This window comes from Streptomyces sp. NPDC031418, assembly GCF_055581605.1.
The window spans coordinates 218,461-234,696 of record NZ_JBVIJC010000003.1; the positions used below are offsets into that span (position 1 = coordinate 218,461).

Consider the following 16,236-nt stretch of genomic DNA (forward strand, 5'->3'; position numbering starts at 1 on the left):
CATCCTCAGCACAGAATCCAGCCCGAGCTAGCCCCCTGCCCGGCCACCGCCCCCGTCACCCACACGCAGCGGTGGCCCGCGTGGACGGTGACCGGGCCGGCCTGGTAGCGGAAGGTGCCCTTGTCGATGACCGGGCGGCTGCCGCGGGCCTGGATGCTGACCGACATCGGGCGTCTGGCGCCGACGGACTTGGGGGTGGTGACGGCGCAGACGAAGGCGTTGTGACGGTAGATGTGCACCGCGCCGGTCCGGAAGCTCAGGGTCCGCACCTCGTGCCCGGCACAGCTGCCGCCGCCCGAGGCCTGCGCGGTCGCGGGTACCGCGAGCGCGAGCGCTCCGGACGCGGCCAGCACGGTCGCACCCAGCGCGAGGCGCCGGCGTATCGCACCACTGTCCACTGTCGTCCTCCCCGTACCTCGGCCCTGCGTCCCAGGACCGTACTGATGTACGGACGCACGACATGTGTCGACGGTTGCACGGCCGTCAGCGGAACGCGTCAGTCCGGGGAGCGGGCGGCTCACCCGTGCACGCCCACCGGCGCCTCCGGTTCGGCCTGGCCGACGAAGGTGCGCCACAGCTCGGCGTACCGGCCGCCGCGGGCGAGGAGTTCCTCGTGGGTGCCGTCCTCCGCGACCCGGCCGTGGTCCATGACGACGACCCGGTCGGCGCGGGCGGCGGTGGTGAGGCGGTGGGCCACCACCAGGGTGGTACGGCGGCCCGCCAGCCGGTCGGTGGCCTGGTTGACCTGGGCCTCGGTGGCGAGGTCCAGGGCGGCCGTGGCCTCGTCCAGCAGCAGGATGTCGGGGTCGACCAGTTCGGCGCGGGCGAGCGCGATCAGCTGGCGCTGGCCCGCCGAGAGGTTGCGGCCGCGCTCGGCGACCTCGTGCAGGTAGCCGCCCTCGAGGGTGGCGATCATCTCGTGCGCGCCGACCGCCCGCGCCGCCGCCTCCACCTCCGCGTCGGTGGCGTCGGGGCGGCCGTAGGCGATGGCGTCGCGGACCGTGCCGGGGAAGAGGTACGCCTCCTGGGGGACGACGCCGAGGCGGTGGCGGTACGAGGTGAGGTCCAGGGTGCGCAGGTCGGCGCCGTCGGCCGTGACCCGGCCGGAGGTGGGGTCGTAGTAGCGGGCCACCAGCTTGACGAGGGTCGACTTTCCGGCGCCCGTCTCGCCGACGAAGGCGACCGTCTGGCCGGCCGGGATCGTCAGGTCGATGCCGCTCAGCGCCTCCTCGTCGGCGCCGTAGGAGAAGTGCACGTCCTCGAAGGTGATGTCGCCGCGCAGGGACCGTACCTCCCGCGGCTCCTCGGCGGTCCCGGTGGAGGCCGGCTCGCGCAGCAGTTCCTGGATGCGGCCCAGCGAGACGGTGGCCTGCTGGTAGCCGTCGAAGACCTGGGAGAGCTGCTGGACGGGGGCGAAGAAGAGGTCGATGTACAGGAGGTAGGCGACCAGGGCGCCGGTGGTCAGGGTGGCCGCCTCGACCCGGCTCGCGCCGGCGATCAGCACGGACGCCGAGGCCACCGAGGACAGCAGCTGGACGAAGGGGAAGTAGATGGATATCAGCCACTGGCCGCGGATGCGGGCGGAGCGGTAGTCGGCGCTGCGCTCGGCGAAGCGCCGGGCGCCGTCCCGCTCCCGCCGGAAGGCCTGCACGATCCGCAGCCCGGACACGGACTCCTGGAGGTCGGCGTTGACCGCGGAGACCCGCTCGCGGGCCAGCTCGTACGCCTTCACGCTCGCCCGGCGGAAGAAGAAGGTGGCCACGACCAGCGGGGGCAGCGTCGCGAAGACGACCAGGGCCAGCTGTACGTCGAGCACCAGCAGGGCGACCATGATGCCGAAGAAGGTGACGACCGAGACGAACGCGGTGACCAGGCCGGTCTGGAGGAAGGTGGACAGCGCGTCGACGTCCGTGGTCATCCGGGTCATGATCCGGCCGGTCAGCTCGCGCTCGTAGTAGTCGAGGCCGAGCCGCTGGAGCTGGGCGAAGATCTTCAGCCGGAGCGCGTACAGGACGCGTTCGCCGGTGCGGCCGGTCATCCGGGTCTCACCGACCTGCGCCGCCCACTGCACCACGACCGTGCCCAGGCCCAGCAGGGCCGCCGTCCAGACCGCGCCCAGCGCCACCTTGCTGACGCCCTGGTCGATGCCGTGCCGGATCAGCACCGGCAGCAGCAGGCCGGCGCCCGCGTCCGCCGCGACCAGCAGCAGGCTGACCAGCAGGGGCAGGCCGAAGCCGTGCAGCAGACGGCGCAGGCCGTAGGAGTCCTCGGGGCGGACCGCGCGGGTCTCGTCTATGTCGGGGGTGTCGGTGGCCGGGGGCAGCGCCGCCACCTGGGCGAGCAGCTCGGGCGTGGCCGGGGTGCCGCCGAGCGCCTGGTCCTTGGGCTCCCGGGCGCCGGTCCACAGCCTCGGGGTGACGCCCCGCTCGGCGTCGAACTCGGCGTCCAGCTCGGCGCGGACGCTGGTGTCCTCCGCCGGCAGGGCGGGTTCGGGGTGGCCCGGGGAGACCCCGCCCAGCTCGTCCGGGTCGGTGAGCAGCCGCCGGTAGAGCGCCGAGCGCTGCTGGAGTTCCTCGTGCGTGCCCAGGTCGGCGAGGCGGCCGCCGTCGAGTACGGCGATCCGGTCGGCGAGGTTGAGGGTGGAGCGGCGATGGGCGATGAGGAGGGTGGTACGGCCCTCCATCACCCGTGCCAGGGCCTCGTGGATCTCGTGCTCCACGCGGGCGTCGACCGCCGAGGTGGCGTCGTCCAGGACGAGCAGCCGGGGGTCGGTGAGCAGGGCGCGGGCGAGCGCGAGGCGCTGGCGCTGGCCGCCGGAGAGGGTCAGGCCGTGTTCGCCGACCTTGGTGTCGTAGCCGTCCGGCAGCTCCCGGACGAACCCGTCGGCCTGGGCGGCGCGGGCGGCGGCCTCGATCTCCTCCTGGGTGGCGTCCGGGCGGCCGTAGGCGATGTTGTTGCGGACGGTGTCGGAGAAGAGGAAGGAGTCCTCGGGGACCAGGCCGATCGCGGCCCGCAGGGAGTCCAGGGTCAGCTCGCGGACGTCGTGGCCGCCGATCAGGACGGCGCCGCGGGTGACGTCGTAGAAGCGCGGCAGGAGCAGGGAGAGGGTGGACTTGCCGGAGCCGGAGGAGCCGACGACGGCGAGGGTCTCACCCGGGCGTATCTCGAAGCTGAGGCCCTTGAGGACGGGGCGCTCGTCGTCGTAGCCGAAGGAGACGTCGTCGAACTCGACCGTCGCGGGGGCGTCGGCGGGCAGCGTCTTGGTGCCCTCCTTCAGCGTCGGCTCGGTGTCGATCAGCTCCAGCACCCGCTCGGTGCCGGCCCGGGCCTGCTGGCCCACGGTGAGGACCATCGCCAGCATGCGGACCGGGCCGACCAGCTGGGCGAGGTAGGTGGAGAAGGCGACGAAGGTGCCGAGGGTGATGTGCCCGCGCACGGCCAGCCAGCCGCCGAGGGCCAGCATGGCGACCTGGCCGAGCGCCGGGACGGCCTGGAGGGCCGGGGTGTAGACACTGTTCAGCCGTATCGTGCGCAGGCGCCCGGCGAAGAGGCGGCGGCCGACCTCGCGCAGCTTCTGCGTCTCCTGCTCCTCCTGCCCGAAGCCCTTCACCACGCGGACGCCGCTCACCGCGCCGTCGACCACGCCCGCCACGGCGGCGGCCTGGGCCTGGGAGTACCAGGTGGCGGGGTGCAGCCGGGTGCGGCTGCGCCGGGCGATCCAGCCGAGCGCGGGCGCGACGGCGAGGGCGACCAGGGTCAGCGGCAGCGAGAGATACGCCATGATCGCCAGGGAGATCAGGAAGAGCAGGACGTTCCCGATGGTCATCGGGAGCATGAAGAGCAGGCCCTGGATCAGCTGGAGGTCGCTGGTGGCCCGGCCGACGACCTGGCCGGTGGAGAGTTCGTCCTGGCGGCGGCCGTCGAGGCGGGTGATCGTGCCGTACATCTCGGTCCGCAGGTCGTGCTGGACGTCGAGGGCGAGACGGCCGCCGTAGTAGCGGCGGATGTAGGTGGAGGCGTAGACGAGGACGGCGGCGCCGACGAGGGCGCCGGCCCAGGGGGCCATGGAGCGGGTGTGGGCGCCGATGACGTCGTCGATGATCACCTTGGTGATCAGCGGGACCACGGCCATGACGGCCATGCCCGCCAGCGAGGATCCGAGCGCCAGGACGACGTCCTTCGGATATCGCCAGGCGTAGGCCGCCAGTCGTCGTGCCCATCCCCGTTGCGCTGCCACGCGATGCCCTCCGGTGTTCCGACCTGCTCTACCGGAAGGCACCAACGTCCTCGGGCGGTGATTTCATCCCGCCGTAACAATTCGGGCCCGGGTCAGACCCGCACCCGCAGGTAGTAGAACCTCGTCGTCTGGACCGGGTTCTGGTTGTCGTCGCTGACCAGGACGACCTTCAGCCGGCCGGTGCGGTCGCGGCCCGTGACCGTCATGCCCTCGATGTTGTCCAGGAGGGGGTTCGGCTGGGGCTGCTTCGCGGTGGCGCCCAGGGACGGGCAGTCGGCGATGTCGGTCAGCAGGGTCTTCCCGGCCAGCCGGACATCGCTCTGGCCGGTGAGGGTGTCGATGCCGCTGGTGTCCGTGGCGTGGCGCAGGTCGGCCAGGTAGAGGCGGACGGTGTTGCCGACGCCGGGGGTGAAGCCGCGCTCCAGGACCAGCAGGCGGCCGCCGGGCAGGGCCTGCACCTCGGGGACGCCGAGGCCGGGGTCGGTGCGGTAGGCGTACTGGGCCGCGAGCCGGAAGTGGTCGTCCGGGGTGCGCCGCCAGGTCTGGAGGCGGACGATCCCGGCCGAGTCCCCGGAGATCGCGTACTCCATGGAGGCCAGCAGGGTGTGGCCGCCGGGCAGCAGGGTCAGGCCCTCGAAGGTCTGGTTGGCGGTGGCGCGGCCGGCCGGGGCGACCAGGAGGGGGGAGGGGACGGGGAGGCGGTCGAGGAGGGTGCCGTCGGCGGCGTAGCGGCGCACGGACGGTTCGTTCTCGGAGGTGATCAGCCGGGTGCCGTCCCGGTCGATGACCAGGCCCTCGGAGTCGAGGTCGGCGCCCTGCTCGTCGGCGAGGTGGACGACGCGCCTCGGCTGGAGGGTGTCCGGGTCCAGGTCGAAGAGGGAGGAACGGTCCTCCAGGGCCGCGAGCGAGCCGTCCCGGTCCGTCGCGAGGGCGGAGAAGTTGCCGGCGAACGTGCCGTCGTACGTCGTCTTGTCGAGCGCGTCGGAGAAGCGGTCGAGGGAGACGGACGGCGAACAGGCGTGGTTCTCCGGGGTGTTGGCACTGGCGGGCCCGGCGGCGGTCAGGCAGGTGGCCGCCGCCAGGCCGGCGGTGACGGTGGCGAGCAAGGTTCTCAGACGCATGGTCGCCACCGTAGATCCGGAAGGTGACCTTCGGGAGGCCGCGGCGGGAACGCCGCCCCGGCCGGCCTCCCGTCGGCCGTGTGTGTCAGCCCTGCGGCGGCACCGCGACGAAGGCCTCGCGCGGGGTGCTGGTCGGGGTGAAGACCGCCGTGCCGGGGGTGGTCGGCACCAGGTCCTTGTGGATGGCCCTGGCGACGTTCTGGATGGTGGCGACGCCGTAGTCCATGGTGCTGTTGTCCTGGGTCAGCACCGAGATCATGTAGTCGTGGCCGGCGCCGTTGAAGGTGCCGAGGCTGTGCACCCGCCAGCCGTGCGTGGAGCGCTGGAGCCAGCCGTTCTTGACGTGCACGTGGACAGAGGAGGGCGCTCCGGCCGGGGTGCCCCAGCGCTGGTCGGACTCGACCTGGCCCATCAGCTTCAGGATGTAGGCGCGGGCGTTGTCGCTCAGCACGCTGTTCTTGGCGGTGACGAGCTGGAGCAGCTTCTGCTCGTCGGTGATGTTCTCCTGGGTCAGGCCCCAGTAGCCGTCCGCGCCCGGCACCGTCTTGGTCATGCCGGCGGCGGCGAGGAAGCCCTTGATCTTGGTCAGGCCGAGCTGCTTCCAGAGCTTGCTGGTCGCGGCGTTGTCGGACTGGGTGATCATGGCCGTGGCGAGCGACTGCTCGGTGCTCGTCAGATAGCGGTTGTGCTTCTTGGCGTCCCACAGCAGCGTGGCGAGGACGGTCACCTTGACCGTGCTGGCCGAGTCGTAGGAGCTGGTGGCCCGCAGCGTGCAGGTGGTCTTGGTGGAGCGGTCGTACACGCCGAGGGCGACCGTGCTCTTGCGGTTCGCCAGGGCGGCGGTGATGTCCTTCTGGAGCTTGGCCGCCAGGCCCGCCTTGGCGGAGGTGCAGCTGACGGCGGGCGAGGTGGCCGCGGCCGGGGTGGCGGCGGCCACGGCCGGGACGAACAGCGCGGCGCCGAGGGCGGCGGCCAGCGCGCGGCCGGATATCCGGTGTCGCATGAAGAGGTTCCCCCTTGAAGCTCGTACGGGCGTTCCGCTGAACGCCGTCGGCGCGGTCGTGCGCGCCCACTGATGGGACTCGCAGGTACGGCCGCGAGTTGTACGCATGTTCGCAGGGGCCGGAGTTCGAACTGCGGCGGGGGTGGCAATGCTTCCGGCATGCCGGAGAAGAGTGAGAGTCAGGTAAGGCGTTCCGGGCGGCTGTTCGCGGCGGTGGCGGTGCTGCGGCTGCTCGCGAAACCGGGGGTACGGCTGCCCGGCCCGGACGCCTTCCAGGGCAAGGACAGCCCCGCGGAGCGGATCGACGCGCTGCGGTCGAACCCGTACGACGCCCTGCTCAGGGCCCGCGAACGGGGTGGACCGCAGTGGGAGGCGGCGACCGCCGTGCTGCTGTCGATACCCGAGCTGCTGAAGGACGGACCCCTGCCGTACTCGGACTGCATAAGCCGCGTGGAGCTCAAGGACTTCACCGACGGCTACGACGACCAACTCGCCGCCTACCGCGAGAAGTTCGCCGCGCTGCTGCCCTGAGAACCGGGCCTGCGCCCGGTGTCCCCCCTCCCCTCTACCGGTCCGGGCCGAAGCAGTGCCGCTCGCCCGCCCGGACCAGGCAGGCCCGGACCCCGGCCAGGTCGGAGCGGGACGCGGCGACCATCGGGGTGGACAGCGAGTCCTTCGCGTCCCACCGGTCCCTGACCTCGATCCGCGCCGGGGCGTGATGCGGTACGAGGATCTCCGCCCGGTCCCCCACCTGCCCGAGGTCGATCCGCACCCACACCGCGCCACAGGCGCTGCTGTGCCGGATCTTGACCACGGTCGGCCCGGAGAAGCTCTGCCGGGCGACGGTCAGGGGCACCGGGGCGGCTCCGCAGCCGTACGTCTCGGGGTCCTTGCCGGTGCAGCCGCCGCCGTGGCAGGACTTCACGGCCGGCCAGGGGGGCGCGGACGCCGAGGGCGTGGTGCGCGGGCCCGGTCCAGCGGCCCCGCCGAAGGCGCCGGTGAGCGCCAGCGGCACCACCACCCCGGCCACCGCGAGCCCGCCGACGACCCCGGCGAGCAGACGCCGGCGGGCGGGCCCGGCACCCTCGGCCGGCTGCGGCTCCGGCTCCCGTGGCGGCCGGGGCCGCGGCTCGGCCGGGGCGGGCGACGGCGGGCCGGGCCGGCGGCCGACCGCCGCGCGCCCGCTCGACACCGCGTCGGCCAGTTCCCACAGGGCGAGCGGCCGCCCCGGGTCCGCGCCCGCCAGTGCGCACAGTGCCGCGACGGCCTGCCGGGGCGGCAGGGTCGCGCCGCTCAGATAGCGGTCCCAGGAGGACTTGCTGTACGGGGTCTTCGCGGCCAGCGTGGCCAGGCTCAGCCCGGTTCCGGCGCGCAGCGCGCGCAGCGCCTCGGCCAGCCGCTCGCGCTCCACCGCCCGCTCGCCGGGGCTCATTTCCGCAGCACCCCCCAGGTGTCCTCGCCGATGATCCCGTCCACGCGCAGGTGCGCCCGGTCCTGCATCCGCTCCACCGCGCGTTCGGTGCGGGAGCCGAACATGCCGTCCGCGATCCCCGGTGAGATGCCGTGGTGGCGCAGCAGGCACTGGGCCTCGACGACGGACCAGGCGGTGGAACCGGTGCCGATCAGAGCGACCCTGGTGCTGCTGTACCCGGCGTGGAGGAGGCCGTCCGCGCCGCGCCGCACAGGGCAGGGGTGGTCCTTGCCCGGGTGGAACACGAACGCGCCGTGCGCCTCGGCCGGATCGGTGGGCGAGGCCGTGGCGGTCGCCGAGACCGGCCGCTCGTCGGTGCGCTCCCGCCGGCCCGCCCAGGGCGCGGCGACCAGCAGCGCGATCACGGCCGAGGCGAGCAGGACCGCCGCGAGGACGGTGACGAGCACCCGCCTCCGGCCGGGCCGGCCCCCGCGCGGCACCGCCCCGTACTCCCCCTCCCGAACCTCCTGTTCCGGTGTCTGCTCTTCCTCCGTGTCCGTCGCCCGGCCCGCCGCCACGGCCACCTCGTGCAGGGCCAGCAGCCGGGCGGGGTCCACGTCGCAGGCGCGGGCCAGTGCCGCGACGGCCTGCTGCGGCGGCAGCGAACGGCCGTTGAGATAGCGGTCCCAGGAGGCGCGGCTGTAGCCGGTGCGCACGGCCAGCGCCTGGAGTCCGAGACCGCTGTGGTCCTTGATCCGCCGCATATGGGCGACGAGTTGCCGCACACGCGGATCGAGCGAGTCCGGCAGCTGCTTCCAACGAGACATGAATTCCCCCAGATGCCCATGCCTGTTGCCACTCCCCGACGAGGATGCCCCGCCGGGCGCCGGTGGTTGCGGGCCGGTCCGGGCGAGCGCACGGTTTCGGCCGCCCGACGGGCGTCCGCCGGGCGGCCGGCCGTCCCGCCGGCGCCTCAGGGCGCGGGGCGTCCCCGCAGGTCGGGGGGTGGGACGTCCCGTGGGTGCGGCACCTTGCCGGAGGGGCTGGGCGCGTCCTGGACTCGGCCTGCACTCTCGGTGGGGCAACGACGGATCCGCACCGCACCGGTCCGCTCGTTGCGACCGATCCCATCGACCCGATACGGGGAGTACCTCATGGCCATCAGCGCAACGCGCACGTCCATCGGCATCGGTATCGCGACGCTCGCCCTGCTCGGCGGCACGGCCGGCGGTGTCGCCAGCGCCGCCACCGCCCGGCCCGCCATCGCCGCCCACACCGCCTCGGCGAGCATGGTCGCCTCGCACAAGTGCGTCTACAAGAACGGCTTCGGCTTCTCCTGCGGCTACTACAAGGGCCACGCGACCGTGAAGTACGGCTCGAAGGGCAACGCCGTCCGGGAGGTCCAGGCGATCATCAACCAGACCACCGCCTACAAGCCGAAGCTGACGGTCGACGGCGACTTCGGCACCAAGACCAAGAAGGCCGTCATCTGGTTCCAGCAGACCTTCCACGTCAAGCCGTACGACGGCATCGTCGGCACGAAGACCTGGAAGGAGCTGCGGCTCAAGTGAGCCGGTCCGGCCCGCGCGGCCGGTGAGGCGGCGGCCCGTCTCCCCCGGGGGAGGGACGGGCCGCCGTCGGCGTGCGTGCCGTCAGCCCAGGTGTGTCGGCGCGAACATGCGGAGCACCGCGGGGAGGACGACCACCGAGGGGCCCGGGGAGGCCAGTGCCGCGGCCAGGTCCTGCTCCAGCGCCTGGGGGGTCGTACGGACGGCCGGGACGCCGAAGGACTCGGCGAGGGCGACGAAGTCGGGGCGGGCGAGTTCGGTCGCCGTGGTCCGGCCGAAGGCGTCCGTCATGTACTCGCGGAGGATGCCGTAGCCGCCGTCGTCGACGATCAGCCAGGTGACGTCCAGCCCGTACTGCCGGGCCGTGGCCAGCTCCGCGATCGAGTACGCCGCCCCGCCGTCGCCGGAGACCGCGAGCACCGGCCGGGTGGGGTCGGCCACCGCCGCGCCGAGCGCGGCCGGGAAGGCGTAGCCGAGGCCGCCGGCGCCCTGGGCCGAGTGCATGGTGTTGGGGCCGTGCGGGTCGAACGCGGACCAGGCCCAGTAGGACAGGATCGTCATGTCCCAGAAGGACGGGGCGCCGGCCGGCAGGGCCCGCCGGACCGCCGTCAACACGTCCTGTTCCAGGGCGAGTTCCTGGGCCGCGAGGCGTCCGGCGACCTTTGCGAGGAGGGTCTTCACCCGCTCCGGTGCCGTCGGGTCCGTGCGCTCCTCGACCGTCTCCAGCAGGGCCTGGAGGGCTGGGCGGGCGTCCGCGTGGATGCCGAGGGCGGGGTGGTTGGACTCCAGCTTGCCGAGGTCCGCCTCGATCTGGATCACCCGGCCGCGCGGGGCGAACGTGTGGTAGTTGGAGGAGAGTTCGCCGAGGCCGGAGCCGACGACCAGCAGGACGTCCGCGTCCTCGAGGAAGTCGGTGGTGTGGCGGTCCTCCAGCCAGGACTGGAGCGAGAGCCGGTGCCGCCAGGGGAAGGCGCCCTTGCCGCCGAAGGTGGTGACCACCGGCGCGTCCAGCTTCTCGGCCAGCTGCCGCAGCTTGCCCGAGGCGTCCGCGCGCACCACCCCGCCGCCGGCGATGATCGCCGGACGCCGTGCGTGCGACAGCAGGTGGGCGGCGAGCGCGGTGAGTTCGGGGCGCGGGGGCAGGTCGTCCGGGGTCGCGTCGGGGGCGGTGACCACCGGCAGGGACGCGGGTGCCGCCAGCACGTCCTGCGGGATCTCCACCCACACCGGGCCGTGCGGGGCGGTCAGCGCGGACTTCCAGGCCGCCGCGATCGCGGACGGGATCTGGGACTGCGCGCGGACCGTGTGCACCGACTTCACCACGTCCCGGAAGGAGGCCGCCTGGTCGGGGAGTTCGTGGAGGTAGCCGCGGCGGCCGCCGCCGAGGCCCGCGGTCGGGACCTGGCTGCTGATCGCCAGGACCGGGGCGGAGGCGGCGGCGGCCTCCTGGAGCGCGGCCAGGGAGGTCAGCGCGCCGGGTCCGGTGGACAGCAGCAGCGGGGCGGCCTCGCCGGTGATCCGGCCGTACGCGTCCGCCGCGAACCCGGCGTTGTTCTCCACGCGCAGGCCCACATAGGTGAGTGACGAGCGGCGCAAGGCGTCGAACATGCCGAGCGCGTGCTGGCCGGGCAGGCCGAAGACGGTCGTCGCGCCGAGCCCGGCCAGGGTTTCCACGACCAGGTCTCCGCCGATGCGCCCGGCCGGCGGGTTCAGGGCGGCGGCCGTCTGCGCCGGGGTGGGGCGGAGTACCAGGTCGTGGTCGTGGGTCACTTGCTCTCGTTCTCCTCGCGGGCCGCCGCGATCTGCCGGGACATGATCGTGGTCAGTTCGTACGCCGTGTGGGAGGCCGCGACCGAGGTGATCTCCGCGTGGTCGTACGCGGGGGCGACCTCGACGACGTCCGCCGACACCAGGTTGCACGATGCCAGGCCGCGCAGGATCTCCAGCAGCTCGCGGGAGGTCATGCCGCCGGCCTCGGGGGTGCCGGTGCCGGGGGCGTGGGCCGGGTCGAGGCAGTCGATGTCGATGGAGATGTACAGCGGGCGGTCGCCGATGCGCTGGCGCAGCTGGTCGGCGACCTCGTCGGCGCCCCGGCGGTAGATGTCGGCCGAGGTGACGATGCCGAAGCCCATCTTCTCGTCGTCGGTGAGGTCCTGCTTGCCGTAGAGCGGGCCGCGGGTGCCGACGTGCGAGAGGGCGGAGGTGTCGAGGATGCCCTCTTCGACCGCCCGGCGGAACGGGGTGCCGTGCGTGTACTCGGCGCCGAAGTAGGTGTCCCAGGTGTCGAGGTGGGCGTCGAAGTGCAGCAGGGCGACGGGGCCGTGCTTCTTCGCGACGCTGCGCAGCAGGGGCAGGGCGATGGTGTGGTCGCCGCCCAGGGTCATCAGCCGGGCGCCGGTGCCGAGCAGCTCGTCGGCCGCCGCCTCGACGGTCTCCACGGCCTCGTTGATGTTGAACGGGTTCACGGCGATGTCGCCGCCGTCCGCCACCTGGGCCAGGGCGAAGGGGGAGGCGTCCTGCGCGGGGTTGTAGGGGCGCAGCAGCCGGGAGGCCTCCCGGATGGCGTTGCCGCCGAAGCGGGCGCCGGGCCGGTAGGAGACGCCGGAGTCGAAGGGGACGCCCACGACGGCGACGTCGGCGGTGCCGACCTCGTCCAGGCGGGGCAGCCGGGCGAAGGTCGCGGGGCCGGCGTACCGCGGGATGCGGGAGGAGTCGACGGGACCGCGGGGCGTGCCGTTGCCGTTCATGATGCGCATTCCTTCTTTCTCACGCGGGACCGCTCACGCGGGTGACCGGTATCGACACTAAGTGGCCGGAAAGCGACTGCGAAGTGTACGTTTCCTCCATCTGGAGCGGGTGGGAGTGGAGGAAGCGCACATCATGCCGGAACCGATCACCCCGCCCACCCCGCCCGTCCCGCTGTCGGCCCTGCTGGCCCGCGAGGATCTCGCGCTGCGGCAGATCGCGGGCCCGGCCGGGCCGGAGGTGGCGGTGCACTGGGCGCACACCTCGGAGATGGCCGACCCGTACCCGTATCTGCTGGGCGGCGAGCTGCTGCTGACGGCCGGCGTGCACATCCCGTCGGGGGCCGGCGCGGAGATCTTCGACGCCTATGTCTCCCGGATCGTGGCGGCGGGCGGCGCGGCCCTCGGCTTCGGCGTGGCGCCCGTGCACGACACCGTCCCGCCGGCCCTGGTCGCCGCCTGCGACCGGCACGGGCTGCCGCTGCTGGAGGTCCCGCCGCAGACCACCTTCTCCGGTGTGGCCCGGGCGGTGTGGCAGCTGATGGCGCAGGCCCGGCTGGCGGAGCTGCGCCGGGTCACGGAGGCCCAGCAGAGCCTCGCGGCCGCCGCCGCCCGGCCCGACCCCGTCCCCTCGGTGCTGCACCGGCTGGCCCGGCACCTGGGCGGCCGCGCGGTGCTGTACGGCCCCGACGGCGCGGTGATCGCGGCGGCGGGCCGGAAGCCCGCGCGGGAGGCGGCCGACGCCCTCGCCGCGCTGGCGGAGGTCGTACGGCCCTCGGGGGGTACGGCGCCCCGGGCCGCCTCCGCCGCCGACACGGCCGGTGCCACCCGTCTGGCCTGCTACGCCCTGGGCACCGAGGGCGGCTTCGTCCTCGGTGTCGCCACGCCCGGCCAAGGCCCCGGCGACCACACCATCGCCTCCGTCGCCGCCGTACTGCTGGCCCTGCTCACCGGGGAGCAGCTGAGCGGCAGCGGGGCGGCCCGGTCGGCGGCGCTGGTGCGGGTGCTGCTCGGCGCGGCGCCCGGCGCGGTGGCCCCGCTGCTGGGCCCGGCGCCGTGGCTCGTGGTGCACGCCCGCGCCGAGGCCCAGCCCCCGGACGCGGTGTCCGCCTCCGCCCTGGGGACGGCGCTGGGCTCGCCGCTGGTGGACCTGGCCGGTGACGTCGTACGCGTGCTGGTGCCCGCCGGGCGGGAACCGGAGCCGCAGACCGGCTGGACCCTGGGGGTGAGCGCGGCCGTCGGGCCGGAGGAGTGGCCGGCCGCCGACCGCCAGGCGGCCCGCGCCCTGGCCCGCGCCCGTGCGACCCGCAGCCCCCTGGCCCGGCACCACGCCCGCCCGACCGTCACCGACCTGGTCCCCCCGGCCGAGGCCGAGGCCCACGCCCGCACCCTGCTCGCCCCCCTCTCCGGCCGCCCGGAACTCGTCGAGACCCTGCGCACCTGGCTCTCCCTGCACGGCAGTTGGGACCGCACGGCGGTCGCCCTGGACGTGCACCGCAACACCGTCCGCCAACGCATCGCCCGCTGCGCGTCCCTGCTGGACACCGACCTGGACGACCCGGACCAGCGCATGGAACTGTGGTTCGCGCTGCGACAGGGCTGAGCACCCGTCACCCGTGCGCGCGCGGCGGCCGTCCCAGCGGGCGATATCCCGGGGACGGGGGGCGGCGGGCTGCCTCACAATAAGAGGCATGCCGATATCCGGGACACCCAGCCGCGCCCAGCTCGTCGACCATCTGGTGAGGACCCGTATCGCGGGGGACGTCGCCACGCCCCGCGAGAACAACCTCTCCCACTACCGCCAGCTGGCCAACGGCAACCGCAACTACTGGCTGGGCCTGGAACTCGGCGAGCGCTGGGCGGACGAGCAGGACGTGCTCGCGGTGATGGCGGAGCGGGTCGGCGTCAACGACGATCCCGAGTACCGGTACGGCCAGGACACCATCGACCCCGAGCTGACCGTGGACGCCCTGCACCGGATGGCGGCACGGCTGCGCAAGGCGGCCGAGGGGCGGCAGCGGGTGCTGTTCGCGACCGGGCACCCGGGCGGCCTGCTGGACGTGCACCGGGCCACGGCCGCCGCGCTGCGCGCCGCCGGCTGCGAGATCGTCGTCATCCCGGACGGGCTCCAGACGGAGGAGGGCTATGTCATGCAGTTCGCCGACGTGGCCGTGCTGGAGCACGGGGCCACGCTGTGGCACACCCACTCCGGGGCGCCCATGCGGGCCATCCTGACGGGGCTTGAGCGGGCCGGGCGTCCGCTGCCCGATCTGGTGGTCGCCGACCACGGCTGGGCCGGGTACGCCGCACAGCACGGGGTGGACTCGGTCGGGTACGCCGACTGCAACGACCCGGCGCTGTTCCTCGCCGAGTCCGAGGGCACCCTCCAGGTCGCCGTCCCGCTCGACGACCATGTGCCGAGCCCCCGCTACTACGACCCGATGACCGCCTATCTCCTCGCGGAGGCCGGGCTGTCGGCCTGAGCCGCGGGCACGCCCCGACACGAATGTGCGGTCCCGCGACGGGGCCGCACATCGTGTGTCAGGACGCTGTGGGATCAGTAGCCGCCACGGCCTCCGTGGTCGCCACCGCCGCCGTAGCCACCGTGGTCGCCACCGCCGCCGTGGTCTCCGAAGTCGCCACGGTCGCCGTAGCCGCCGTGGTCACCGCGGTCTCCGCGGTCGCCGCGGTCGCCGTAGCCGCCGTGGTCACCGTGGTCGCCACGGTCGCCGCGGTCGTCGTGACGGTTGTTGAAGCGGCCGTTGTCGCAGTCGTCGTCGTTCCACCAGCGGTTGTGGCGGTTGGAGTCGTCGTCGCAGGACCTGCTGTAGGAACCGTGGTCGTTGTGGTGTGCCGGGGCCGCTGAGGCGGTGCCCGCCGCGCCGAGCGCGGCTCCGCCGGCCAGCGCAAGGCCGGCTGCGGACATCGCGACAAGACGCCTCGTGCGCTGTGCTCGCATGGGAATTGCCCTTCCGTTCCATCGTCTCTCGCGGCTCCGGACGGGGACGCGAAATGGATGGCCGTCACCGCGTGCGGTGGAAAGCGATCGCGGCACGGTCTTCAGGTTCACCGCAGATCGTTCCTTGGAACGGCGGGCACCGCCGACGCCTGCGAGTCACCCGTGCGCCTCACGCGCCCCGGGTGTGCGGCTGAGGTCCGAGACGATCCGGTACCTCGTCGGCCGGGCATGCCGTCCACTGCGGCTTTCACTCATGAGCCTAGACCCCCACGGGGCACGCGCAACCCGGGCGGAACGGCTCAGCGCGGGACGCGGACCACGCCCTCCTGGATCACCGTGATGGCGAGCTGCCCGTCCTGGGTGTAGATCCGGGCCTGGCCGAGGCCGCGGCCGCCGTGCGCGGAGGGCGACTCCTGGTCGTACAGCAGCCATTCGTCGGCGCGGAAGGGGCGGTGGAACCACATCGCGTGGTCCAGCGAGGCGCCCACGACGTCGCCGACCGCCCAGCCGCCGCGGCCGTGCGCGAGCAGCACGGAGTCGAGCAGGGTCATGTCGGAGACATAGGTGGCGAGGACGACATGCTGGAGCGGGTCGTCGTCCAGCTTGCCGTTGGTGCGGAACCACACCTGGCTGTGCGGCTCGCGCGGCGCGCCGAACTCGCCGTACGGCGGCTCGTCCACATAGCGCAGGTCGATCGCCTCACGGGCCTCCAGGAAGCGCTCGACGACGTCGGGGGCGAGGTGGTCGTAGCCGCGCAGCCGCTCCTGCGAGGTGGGCAGGGTCGCCGGGTCCGGGGCGGACGGCATCGGGGCCTGGTGGTCCAGGCCCTCCTCGTACGTCTGGAAGGACGCCGAGAGATGGAAGATCGGCTTGCCGTGCTGGACCGCGACCACCCGGCGGGTGGTGAAGGAGCGGCCGTCGCGGATGCGGTCGACCGTGTAGACGATGGGCGCGCCGGGGTCGCCCGGGCGCAGGAAGTAGGCGTGCAGGGAGTGGGCGGGACGGTCCGCGGGGACCGTCCGGCCGGCCGCGACCAGCGCCTGCGCCGCCACCTGTCCGCCGAAGACCCGGGGGACCACGGCGGAGCGGGACCGGCCGCGGAAGATGTTCTCCTCGATCGGCTCGAGGTCGAGCAGATCGAGGAGATCCTGGAGTGCCTGGCTCATGGCAGACAGTTGTACCCGCCAGTCGTT

General features: G+C 73.7%; 14 protein-coding genes. 4 read left to right on the forward strand and 10 right to left on the reverse strand.

What is annotated here, in order from left to right; genetic code table 11:
- Nucleotides 1-5: 5 nt before the first annotated feature.
- The 4 genes from ACZ5CZ_RS05140 to ACZ5CZ_RS05155 form a co-directional block, all read right to left on the reverse strand.
- Nucleotides 6-398 carry a hypothetical protein gene (locus ACZ5CZ_RS05140; RefSeq protein ID WP_468939301.1) on the reverse strand — a complete coding sequence of 131 codons (393 nt, stop codon included), beginning with the start codon at nt 396-398 and terminating at the stop codon, nt 6-8.
- 119 nt (nt 399-517) lie between these two features.
- Complete coding sequence (locus ACZ5CZ_RS05145) at nt 518-4,237, reverse strand: ABC transporter ATP-binding protein (RefSeq protein WP_468939303.1); 3,720 nt, start codon at nt 4,235-4,237, stop codon at nt 518-520.
- A gap of 92 nt (nt 4,238-4,329) precedes the next feature.
- Nucleotides 4,330-5,358, reverse strand: a complete 1,029-nt coding sequence (locus ACZ5CZ_RS05150; protein WP_468939306.1) for an esterase-like activity of phytase family protein — start codon at nt 5,356-5,358, stop codon at nt 4,330-4,332.
- A gap of 85 nt (nt 5,359-5,443) precedes the next feature.
- Complete coding sequence (locus tag ACZ5CZ_RS05155; protein WP_467548707.1) at nt 5,444-6,361, reverse strand: serine hydrolase; 918 nt, start codon at nt 6,359-6,361, stop codon at nt 5,444-5,446.
- A 159-nt stretch (nt 6,362-6,520) separates the two neighbouring features.
- On the opposite strand from ACZ5CZ_RS05155, the gene ACZ5CZ_RS05160 reads away from it, so the two are divergent.
- Nucleotides 6,521-6,892, forward strand: a complete 372-nt coding sequence (locus ACZ5CZ_RS05160) for a hypothetical protein (protein WP_468939309.1) — start codon at nt 6,521-6,523, stop codon at nt 6,890-6,892.
- A 34-nt stretch (nt 6,893-6,926) separates the two neighbouring features.
- On the opposite strand, the gene ACZ5CZ_RS05165 is transcribed toward ACZ5CZ_RS05160, so the two are convergent.
- Together ACZ5CZ_RS05165 and ACZ5CZ_RS05170 are read right to left on the reverse strand one after the other, a co-directional pair.
- Nucleotides 6,927-7,793, reverse strand: a complete 867-nt coding sequence (locus ACZ5CZ_RS05165; RefSeq protein ID WP_468939312.1) for a helix-turn-helix domain-containing protein — start codon at nt 7,791-7,793, stop codon at nt 6,927-6,929.
- Nucleotides 7,790-8,599, reverse strand: a complete 810-nt coding sequence (locus ACZ5CZ_RS05170) for a helix-turn-helix domain-containing protein (RefSeq protein WP_468939314.1) — start codon at nt 8,597-8,599, stop codon at nt 7,790-7,792. The genes ACZ5CZ_RS05165 and ACZ5CZ_RS05170 overlap by 4 nt, the downstream gene beginning before the upstream one ends.
- A 327-nt stretch (nt 8,600-8,926) precedes the next feature.
- Between ACZ5CZ_RS05170 and ACZ5CZ_RS05175 the strand changes: the two genes are divergently transcribed.
- Nucleotides 8,927-9,343, forward strand: a complete 417-nt coding sequence (locus ACZ5CZ_RS05175; protein WP_468939317.1) for a peptidoglycan-binding domain-containing protein — start codon at nt 8,927-8,929, stop codon at nt 9,341-9,343.
- Nucleotides 9,344-9,424: 81 nt separating this feature from the next.
- On the opposite strand, the gene ACZ5CZ_RS05180 is transcribed toward ACZ5CZ_RS05175, so the two are convergent.
- Entirely contained in the window at nt 9,425-11,110 is a 1,686-nt protein-coding gene (locus ACZ5CZ_RS05180; RefSeq protein ID WP_468939320.1) for a thiamine pyrophosphate-binding protein, read from the reverse strand.
- A complete protein-coding gene (speB, locus tag ACZ5CZ_RS05185; RefSeq protein ID WP_385843796.1) occupies nt 11,107-12,087 on the reverse strand; it encodes an agmatinase in 981 nt (326 codons plus the stop codon). The genes ACZ5CZ_RS05180 and speB overlap by 4 nt, the downstream gene beginning before the upstream one ends.
- 133 nt (nt 12,088-12,220) lie before the next feature.
- Here speB and ACZ5CZ_RS05190 point away from each other — a divergent pair, with 133 nt between their 5' ends.
- Nucleotides 12,221-13,687 carry a PucR family transcriptional regulator gene (locus tag ACZ5CZ_RS05190; protein WP_468939322.1) on the forward strand — a complete coding sequence of 489 codons (1,467 nt, stop codon included), beginning with the start codon at nt 12,221-12,223 and terminating at the stop codon, nt 13,685-13,687.
- Between the two features lie 88 nt (nt 13,688-13,775).
- Entirely contained in the window at nt 13,776-14,567 is a 792-nt protein-coding gene (locus ACZ5CZ_RS05195) for a phosphatase (protein WP_385843794.1), read from the forward strand.
- Nucleotides 14,568-14,641: 74 nt separating this feature from the next.
- Here ACZ5CZ_RS05195 and ACZ5CZ_RS05200 read toward each other — a convergent pair whose 3' ends face one another.
- On the reverse strand, nt 14,642-15,010 hold the full coding sequence (locus ACZ5CZ_RS05200) for a hypothetical protein (RefSeq protein ID WP_468939325.1): 369 nt from the start codon (nt 15,008-15,010) through the stop codon (nt 14,642-14,644).
- A 332-nt stretch (nt 15,011-15,342) separates the two neighbouring features.
- On the reverse strand, nt 15,343-16,209 hold the full coding sequence (gene tesB, locus ACZ5CZ_RS05205) for an acyl-CoA thioesterase II (RefSeq protein ID WP_468939328.1): 867 nt from the start codon (nt 16,207-16,209) through the stop codon (nt 15,343-15,345).
- Nucleotides 16,210-16,236: the final 27 nt, after the last annotated feature.